Annotated in this window: 7 protein-coding genes; all 7 read left to right on the top strand. The window is 58.4% G+C overall.

All coding sequences use genetic code 11. From position 1 onward, the window contains the following. Window positions 1-480: 480 nt before the first annotated feature. The 7 genes from rpmH to rsmG all read left to right on the top strand — a co-directional run bounded on the left by rpmH (window position 481) and on the right by rsmG (window position 7,948). A complete protein-coding gene (gene rpmH / locus M8T91_RS18505; RefSeq protein WP_299946282.1) occupies window positions 481-615 on the top strand; it encodes a 50S ribosomal protein L34 in 135 nt (44 codons plus the stop codon). A gap of 32 nt (window positions 616-647) precedes the next feature. After that, window positions 648-1,034 (top strand): ribonuclease P protein component, encoded by a 387-nt coding sequence (gene rnpA / locus M8T91_RS18500; protein ID WP_301415691.1) that lies wholly within the window; start codon window positions 648-650, stop codon window positions 1,032-1,034. Next, window positions 1,031-1,261: a membrane protein insertion efficiency factor YidD gene (yidD, locus tag M8T91_RS18495; RefSeq protein ID WP_301415690.1), complete on the top strand. Its 231-nt coding sequence runs from the start codon at window positions 1,031-1,033 to the stop codon at window positions 1,259-1,261. The genes rnpA and yidD overlap by 4 nt, the downstream gene beginning before the upstream one ends. 8 nt (window positions 1,262-1,269) lie before the next feature. After that, the gene (gene yidC, locus M8T91_RS18490) at window positions 1,270-2,937 is read left to right on the top strand and encodes a membrane protein insertase YidC (protein ID WP_301415689.1); all 1,668 of its coding nucleotides are present in this window, start codon (window positions 1,270-1,272) and stop codon (window positions 2,935-2,937) included. A 76-nt stretch (window positions 2,938-3,013) separates the two neighbouring features. Beyond that, window positions 3,014-4,390 carry a tRNA uridine-5-carboxymethylaminomethyl(34) synthesis GTPase MnmE gene (gene mnmE / locus M8T91_RS18485; RefSeq protein ID WP_301415688.1) on the top strand — a complete coding sequence of 459 codons (1,377 nt, stop codon included), beginning with the start codon at window positions 3,014-3,016 and terminating at the stop codon, window positions 4,388-4,390. 962 nt (window positions 4,391-5,352) lie between these two features. Next, window positions 5,353-7,242 carry a tRNA uridine-5-carboxymethylaminomethyl(34) synthesis enzyme MnmG gene (mnmG, locus tag M8T91_RS18480; protein ID WP_301415687.1) on the top strand — a complete coding sequence of 630 codons (1,890 nt, stop codon included), beginning with the start codon at window positions 5,353-5,355 and terminating at the stop codon, window positions 7,240-7,242. A gap of 76 nt (window positions 7,243-7,318) precedes the next feature. Then, window positions 7,319-7,948, top strand: coding sequence for a 16S rRNA (guanine(527)-N(7))-methyltransferase RsmG (gene rsmG, locus M8T91_RS18475; RefSeq protein WP_301415686.1), 630 nt, complete (start codon window positions 7,319-7,321; stop codon window positions 7,946-7,948). The last annotated feature ends 60 nt before the right edge of the window (window positions 7,949-8,008 follow it).

Raw genomic sequence — 8,008 nt, 5'->3', positions numbered from 1 at the left:
GAAAACCCCCAAAAACCCCAATACGGTAAGACCAAGGGATAACGGCAAAGCCAGGGCAAAAGGCGCCCGATGCCGTCAAACAAGATCGACGCAGTATAACTTTTCATCGCCGGGTTATCCACAAGAAAGACCGTCAGAGTAAAAAAACCCGCAGAGAAAAAGTCCGTATAATCAACCAGTTGCACAACAAATAAGCAGCCAATTGGCAACCATAAACAAACTTATCCACAAGAACCTGTGTATATCTTGGGGTCAATCAGTGGGCATCATGAGATACTCCAACTGCCTCAATGACTTGTTGCGGTGAGTGATAAAAAACCGGCAATTAATCCGCGGCCAGTGCGTTGCTTTCGGTGCTGGCTTTCTATACAATCCGCGACCTTCGCAGCGCGTAGCGCCGGCTCTTCTGTAACGGGTACTGGGCCAGATCCCGGGAAGTTCCCGAGAAATTTCGAACACAAAGTCTCAGGTAGTAAGACTATGAAACGCACATTTCAACCCAGCAACGTGAAGCGCAAACGTACGCACGGTTTCCGCGCGCGCATGGCAACCAAAAATGGCCGCAAAATTCTCGCCCGCCGCCGCGCCAAAGGCCGCAAAGTCCTGTCTGCATAAGACCGTTTCTCTTTAGCCCAGAGATCCCCCCCATGCAGCAGGCGCGCAGCGACTTCGGATTTGCCAAGGCGCTGCGCCTGCTCAACGCGGCGCAGTACCGCCAGGTATTCAACGAAACCCTCGTGCGCTCAGCGCATCCGCACCTGTTAATTCTCGCCCGTCCCAATGCACTGGAACACCCGCGTCTCGGCCTGGTGATCTCGAAGAAACATGTCCGCAAGGCCACTGACCGCAATCAGATCAAGCGTATTAGCCGGGAGACTTTCCGCTTGCAGCAACACCAGCTGCCGGCGCTCGATACTGTAGTATTGGCCCGCCCCGGGGTCGCGAACCTGGACAAGGCCGCCCTGGCGAAGCTGCTCAACAAGCTCTGGTGCAAATTGGCCAAGCGCGCGCACCAGGCACAGCAAACGCCATGAAATGGGTGCTCATCAAGCTGATACATGCCTACCGCTACCTGGCCAGCCCCTGGGTCGGTAACCAGTGCCGCTTTTACCCCACCTGCTCCCGGTACTCCGAAGAGGCCATTGCGACGCATGGAGCCATAATAGGGGGTTATTTAACCGTGCGACGCCTTATAAAATGCCACCCCTGGCACCCTGGGGGATTGGACCCGGTCCCCCCCAGACACAATAACTCTGTTTAGGTAACAAGATGGATTGGCAACGCTATACGCTGATGGGGGGAATTGCTGCAGTTCTCCTGGCCCTGGCTTTCCAGTGGAATGCGTTCAAAGAACAGCATACCCCGGAGGTTGACCGCGAGACCATCGTGCACAGTCCGGGGCCGGCCGACAGCCAGGTTGCGGGGGATAACAACGACAGTGAAGATAGCGATGTGCCCCAGCTGCAGTCCCAGGCTCCGGCCACAACCGGCGTAGATGGCACTGAGCGGGAGCTGATTCAGGTTACCACCGACGTTTTCGACCTGCTCATCAATCCCCGCGGTGGCGATATCGTTAAAGTGGCCCTGCGCAAGTTCGAGCAGAAGCAGGGTACTCCCGACCAGCCGCTGATTCTGCTCAACCAGACCCGTTATCATACCTATATCGCGCAGAGTGGCCTTATCGGTCAGAACGGTACCGACAGCGCAGCTGGTCGGCCATTATTCAAGATGGCCAAAAACAATTACGCCCTGGCTGAGGGGCAAGAGGCCCTGATTGTCGACCTGACCCTGCAACAGGAAGGGGCCAATATCACCAAGCGCTTTACTTTCAAGCGCGGCGACTACCTGATCCAGGTCGCCTACCTGGTGGATAACACCAGCGATAAGCCCTGGTCAGCCGCTATGTTCGGCCAGATCAAACGCGATAGCAGTGAGCCTCCCACGGACATGGGCTTCGGCATGTCTCCCTTCCTCGGTGCGGCCCTGCGCACCCCGGAGGAAAACTACTTCAAACAGGATTTTGAAGAAATCGCAGAAAAACCCACCCGCGAAACCATTGAGGGCGGCTGGGTGGCCATGGTACAGCACTACTTCCTCAGCGCCTGGATTCCGCCCCAGGATGCGCGCAACACTTTCGAGCTGAAGGAACTGTCCGATGGGCTGTTCCGCATGGGCTTTACTGCGCCACAGGTACAGATTCCCGCTGCCACACAGGGGGAACTGAGCGCCTCTTTCTATGCGGGCCCCAAGGACGTGTACCGTCTGGAGAAGATCTCCCCCTACCTGGATCTGACCGTGGACTACGGCTGGCTCTGGTGGATTGCCAAACCGCTGTTCCGGGTACTGCATTTTATCCAAGCGCATATTGTCAGCAACTGGGGCTGGGCGATCATCCTGCTCACCGTCTTCATCAAAACCCTGTTGCTGCCCCTGTCTGCGGCGGGCACCAAGTCCATGGCGCGCATGCGCAAATTCGCTCCACAGATGAAAAAGCTGCAGGAGCAATACAAGGACAACCGACAGAAGCTGGCGGAGGAGACCATGAAGCTCTACCGCCGCGAAAAGATCAACCCCATGGGTGGTTGTCTGCCGATCCTGCTGCAAATGCCGGTTTTTATCGCCCTCTACTGGATGCTGACTGAAACCGTGGAGCTGCGCCATGCCCCCTGGATTTTCTGGATTCACGACCTGTCGGCAAAAGATCCCTACTTTATCCTGCCGGTCCTGATGGGCGCCTCCATGTGGTTTATGCAGAAACTGAACCCGGCCCCCGCCGACCCCACCCAGGCGCGCATTATGCAACTGATGCCGGTGATGATGACCATTTTCTTCCTGTGGTTTCCAGCGGGACTGGTACTCTACTGGATCGCCAATAACCTGATCACCATCGCGCAGACCTGGTACATCAACAAGCAGGTGGATGCCGGTAAGATTTAATGTGTGTGAGTGCACACTTACCCACTGAGGGCCACGGATGCGGCCCAGTGTCCCTGCCGTCAGGTAAACTCAGCCGATGATGCAGCAAAACCCCAACCGAGACACCATCGCCGCAGTTGCCACCGCGCCCGGGCGCGGTGGCATCGGCGTGATCCGCCTATCGGGCAGCAGCGCCCGGGGCATTGCCATGCAAATCTGTGGTGATCGCCCGCTCAAGCCACGCCAGGCCCACTACCGCACCTTTTCCCACGGGGAACAATTGATCGACCAGGGCATCGCCCTGTACTTCCCCGGCCCCAACTCCTTTACGGGGGAGGATGTGGTGGAACTGCAGGGCCACGGCGGCCCGGTTATCCTCGACCAGCTCCTGCAGGCCACCATCGCACTCGGGGCGCGCCAGGCACGTCCCGGTGAATTTTCCGAGCGCGCCTTCATCAATGACAAAATCGACCTGACCCAGGCGGAGGCCATCGCCGACCTGATCGAAGCGGGCAGTGCCCAGGCCGCACGCAACGCCCTGCAATCCCTGCAGGGAGCCTTTTCCTCAAAGGTCGCAGACCTGGTGGAAAGCCTCACCCAACTGCGCATCTATGTGGAAGCGGCCATCGACTTCCCGGAGGAGGAAATCGACTTTCTCGCGGACGGCAAGGTGGCAGCGGATATCGAGACACTGCTGTCACAACTCACTGCTGTGACAGCCCAGGCGCGCCAGGGCGCCATCATGCGAGAGGGCATGCGCGTTGCCATTGCCGGGCCTCCCAATGCCGGTAAATCCAGCCTGCTCAATGCCCTGGCCGGACGCGATGTCTCCATCGTCACCGATATCGCCGGCACCACCCGGGATATTCTGCGCGAACAAATTCACATTGAGGGAATGCCTGTGCAATTTGCCGATACCGCCGGGATGCGCGACGCCCCGGACAAGGTGGAGCAGATCGGCATAGAGCGCGCCTGGAAAGAGATCCACCAGGCCGACCGGATTTTACTGGTCATGGATGCAGCACAGCTCCACTCCCTGAATCCCCTCGATGCCTGGCCGGCATTTACCAGCCAACTTCCGGAACCCGACCGACTCACGCTGGTAATGAATAAAATTGACCTCACCGAATACACCGCCGGATTACAGTCCCGCACCGAGGGCATACCGGTATTGGCGGTCAGCGCCAAAACCGGCGCGGGACTGGATGCGCTCAAGGAACACTTAAAACAGAGTATCGGCTTTAGCGGCGCGGCTGAGGGCTGCTTCAGCGCGCGCAGACGCCACCTGGAAGCTCTGTCTCGCGCGCAGGATTTTATCCAACAGGGCGCTTTGCAGCTGCACAGTAGCGGTGCCGGCGAACTGCTCGCCGAAGACCTGCGCCAGGCCCAGCAGGCACTTGGTGAAATCACCGGCGCTGTCAGTGCAGATGCCCTGCTGGGCAAGATTTTTGCCAACTTCTGTATCGGAAAATAACAGCACACACAGCTGTTTAATTTCATCACATCGCCAGCATTACCCCGCTCCGGGTTATTGCCCCTTCAACACACTTTTTACACCGGTTATACACAGATTTTTCCCAGACCTACCCCCATTTGGGCAACGCCATTGCCGATTTCTGCCTTTGTGAATGACCTTTCATCCCCGCTTCACACTCAATTTACAGCACCTCGAAAGATTTTCCCTGTACAAATCTGTTTATTGCCATGGGGAACATGCAGGGACAAGTGGCCAGTGTGTGTTGCACGGAAAAATCACAAGAATTTCGCAGTGCTATACACAGAGTTATCCACTGCTGAAACATACCCACGGGTTATTGCCAAGTTATGCTCAGAAATACCCACAAGCTATGGTTGGGAAACGATCACTGTGGACAATATCGGGGATAATCACCCAGAAACTGTGGTAATCATTTGAGGATAATTTTGTCTGAGGTTCGGGCAGTCAGAAGTTATCCCGGATTTCCACAGCGCCCTACCCCGGTTATCCCCCCGTCTACCAAGGGGTTATTCCCCTGGTTTTGCGCCTCTTATACTATTGATTTATCAGTTTTTTCTGGAGTTATACCGGATTCTGGCGGCCCCAATAAAAACAACAATATCTAAATACTCTCTTTATAAGGGATATCCATTCTTATTTATCTGAAATCCGGTATACCCTGCAAAATGCTTTTGAAACTGCATTGGCACACTCCCGAATCATGGGGAGGGGGCTGCTCAGCAACCGAACCGGGGGACACTACAACCCGGATCTGTAGCCACACAGACTACGCACGACAATCACTGTGGAATTCAGCTGCTGGTCCAGCCCCACCGAATAGCGATCCCCTGAAAGAGGGAATGACATTGGCGGCAATCTGCCGGACGCGAATTGCTGGGGGCGCGAACTGTCTATAAAATGTGCGCCCCAGTTTGTAACCATGAGCAGCAAGAGCCAGTATGGATTTCCCCAAGACCTATGACGTGATCGTGATCGGCGGAGGTCACGCCGGCACAGAGGCCTCCCTCGCAGCCGCGCGCATGGGGGCCTCCACGCTGCTTTTGACCCACAATATCGAAACCCTAGGGCAAATGTCCTGCAACCCCGCTATTGGCGGCATCGGCAAGAGCCACCTGGTCAAAGAGGTGGATGCCCTCGACGGCGCCATGGCCCGGGCCACTGACTTGGGGGGGATTCAGTTTCGGGTCCTCAATGCGCGCAAGGGCCCCGCTGTGCGCGCCACCCGTGCACAGGCGGACCGGGCCCTGTACCGAGCCGCGATTCGATCGATCCTGGAGCGCCAGGAGCACCTGGAGATTTTCCAGCAGGCTGCCGATGACCTGATTGTCGAAGGGGAGCGGGTGGTGGGCGTTGTCACCAATGCCGGCATACGCTTGCGCGCAAGTGCTGTGGTGCTGACAGCCGGCACCTTCCTGGGTGGGCGTATCCATATCGGTCAGGACAACCATCGCGGTGGTCGCGCCGGTGATCCGCCTTCTCTGGCTTTGGCGGCGCGGTTGCGCGAGCTGCCCTTTCGCGTCGACCGCCTGAAAACCGGCACTCCGCCCCGTATCGATGCGCGCTCTGTGAATTTCCGTGCGCTGCAGGAACAGTGGGGAGACAGCCCCACTCCGGTGATGTCCTACCTGGGCAGCCGCGAGGCGCACCCGCGTCAGGTCTGCTGCTGGATCACCCACACCAATGCCCGTACCCATGCAATTATCCGGAGCGGTTTGCACCGCTCGCCCATGTACTCTGGGGCAATCGAGGGTGTGGGGCCGCGCTACTGCCCGTCCATTGAGGACAAGGTGCATCGCTTTGCCGACAAGGACAGCCACCAGGTGTTTATCGAGCCGGAGGGGCTGACCACCAACGAACTGTACCCCAACGGTATTTCCACCAGTCTGCCCTTCGATGTGCAAGTCGAACTGGTGCACTCCATTAAAGGGTTTGAGACTGCGCATATCACCCGTCCGGGTTATGCCATCGAATACGATTTTTTCGATCCCCGCGACCTGCTGCCATCCCTGCAGAGCAAGCGGCTCGGGGGGCTCTACCTCGCCGGCCAGATCAACGGTACCACCGGTTACGAAGAGGCCGCCGCCCAGGGGCTGTTGGCCGGTGCCAATGCCGCCCTGCAGGCCCTTGAGCGCGAAGCCTGGTCACCGCGCCGGGACGAGGCCTACCTGGGGGTACTGGTAGACGACCTGATCACCAGCGGCACCAGGGAGCCCTACCGCATGTTTACCAGTCGCGCTGAATACCGCCTGCTACTGCGAGAGGACAATGCCGACCTGCGCCTGACCGAGAAAGGCCGCGCGCTGGGCCTGGTAGGGGACGTGCGCTGGCGTGCGTTTTGCGAGAAGCGGGAGGCCATCGCCCGCGAGACCCAGCGCCTGCAAGACACCTGGGTGCACCCAAAGACCCCACAGGCTGCAGCGGTGGAATCCAAGTTGCCCCGGCCCCTGGCGCGGGAGTACAGCTTGATGGAGCTGATGCGCCGCCCGGAACTGGGCTACACGGATGTGGCCCACCTGAAAGGTGCGCCGGTGGCAGATCAGCAGGTTGCCGAGCAGGTGGAAATTTCGGCTAAGTACGCCGGCTATATCGATCGCCAGCGCGAGGAAATTGAGCGACTGCAGGCCTATGAAGACACACCCATTCCGCAGGATTTTGACTACAGCGCTATTTCCGGCCTCTCCATTGAGGTCAGGCAAAAGCTGGGCGAAACCCGGCCGGATACGCTGGCACGGGCCTCCCGGATTCCGGGGGTAACCCCCGCGTCCATCTCACTGCTGCTGATCCAGCTGAAAAAACGCGGACTGCTCACCCGCAACAGGCCAGGCTGAGCGCTGATCCACAGGGGCACGGGCCCTGCTGGGGAAAAATCGCAGGATAACCGGGGGTATACCTATTTATCGGCAAATGGAACAATTTCGCCCGCGCCTGCTGCAGGCTGCGGTGCAGATGTCAGTGACACTGAGCGAGCACCAGCAGAACCAACTGCTTCGGTATCTCGCGCTCTTTGCGCGCTGGAACAGCGCCTACAATCTGTCGGCGATTCGCGATCCGGCGCAGATGCTTGAGCGCCATATTATCGACAGCCTCAGCATCGTGAACCTCTGTGGCACAGGCTCCCTGATCGATGTGGGCAGCGGTGGTGGTCTGCCCGGCGTTCCACTCGCCATTGTGTATCCCACTCGGCCGATCACGCTGCTCGACAGCAATGGCAAGAAGGCCCGCTTCCTGTTTCAGGTGGCGAACAGTCTGTCGCTGCACAATGTGCAGGTGGTCAACGAGCGGGCCGAGAAGTTGAGTGTGGCGCAGCCCTTCGCCGGGGTGGTGTCCAGGGCTTTTGCCTCTATGGCCGATATGGTGGATTGCAGCGCCCATCTACTGGCCTTAGGGGGGCGCTTTTACGCCATGAAGGGCAGGCTGCCCGAGGATGAGTTGAGTGCGCTCCCAAAAGGCATTATGGTCGAACAGGTGCACCGCTTGTCAGTGCCCGGGTGTACTGCAGAGCGCCACTTGATCCTGCTGAGCCGCACAGGGTAAGCAAACACCCACAGGGGCCCTCTCCGGTCTGAACACGCCCTGCGGGGGGAATCCAACAGC

The sequence above is a fragment of the Microbulbifer sp. MI-G genome (assembly GCF_030440425.1).
Lineage (GTDB): Bacteria > Pseudomonadota > Gammaproteobacteria > Pseudomonadales > Cellvibrionaceae > Microbulbifer > Microbulbifer spongiae.
This window is presented reverse-complemented; position numbering and strand designations above follow the sequence as displayed.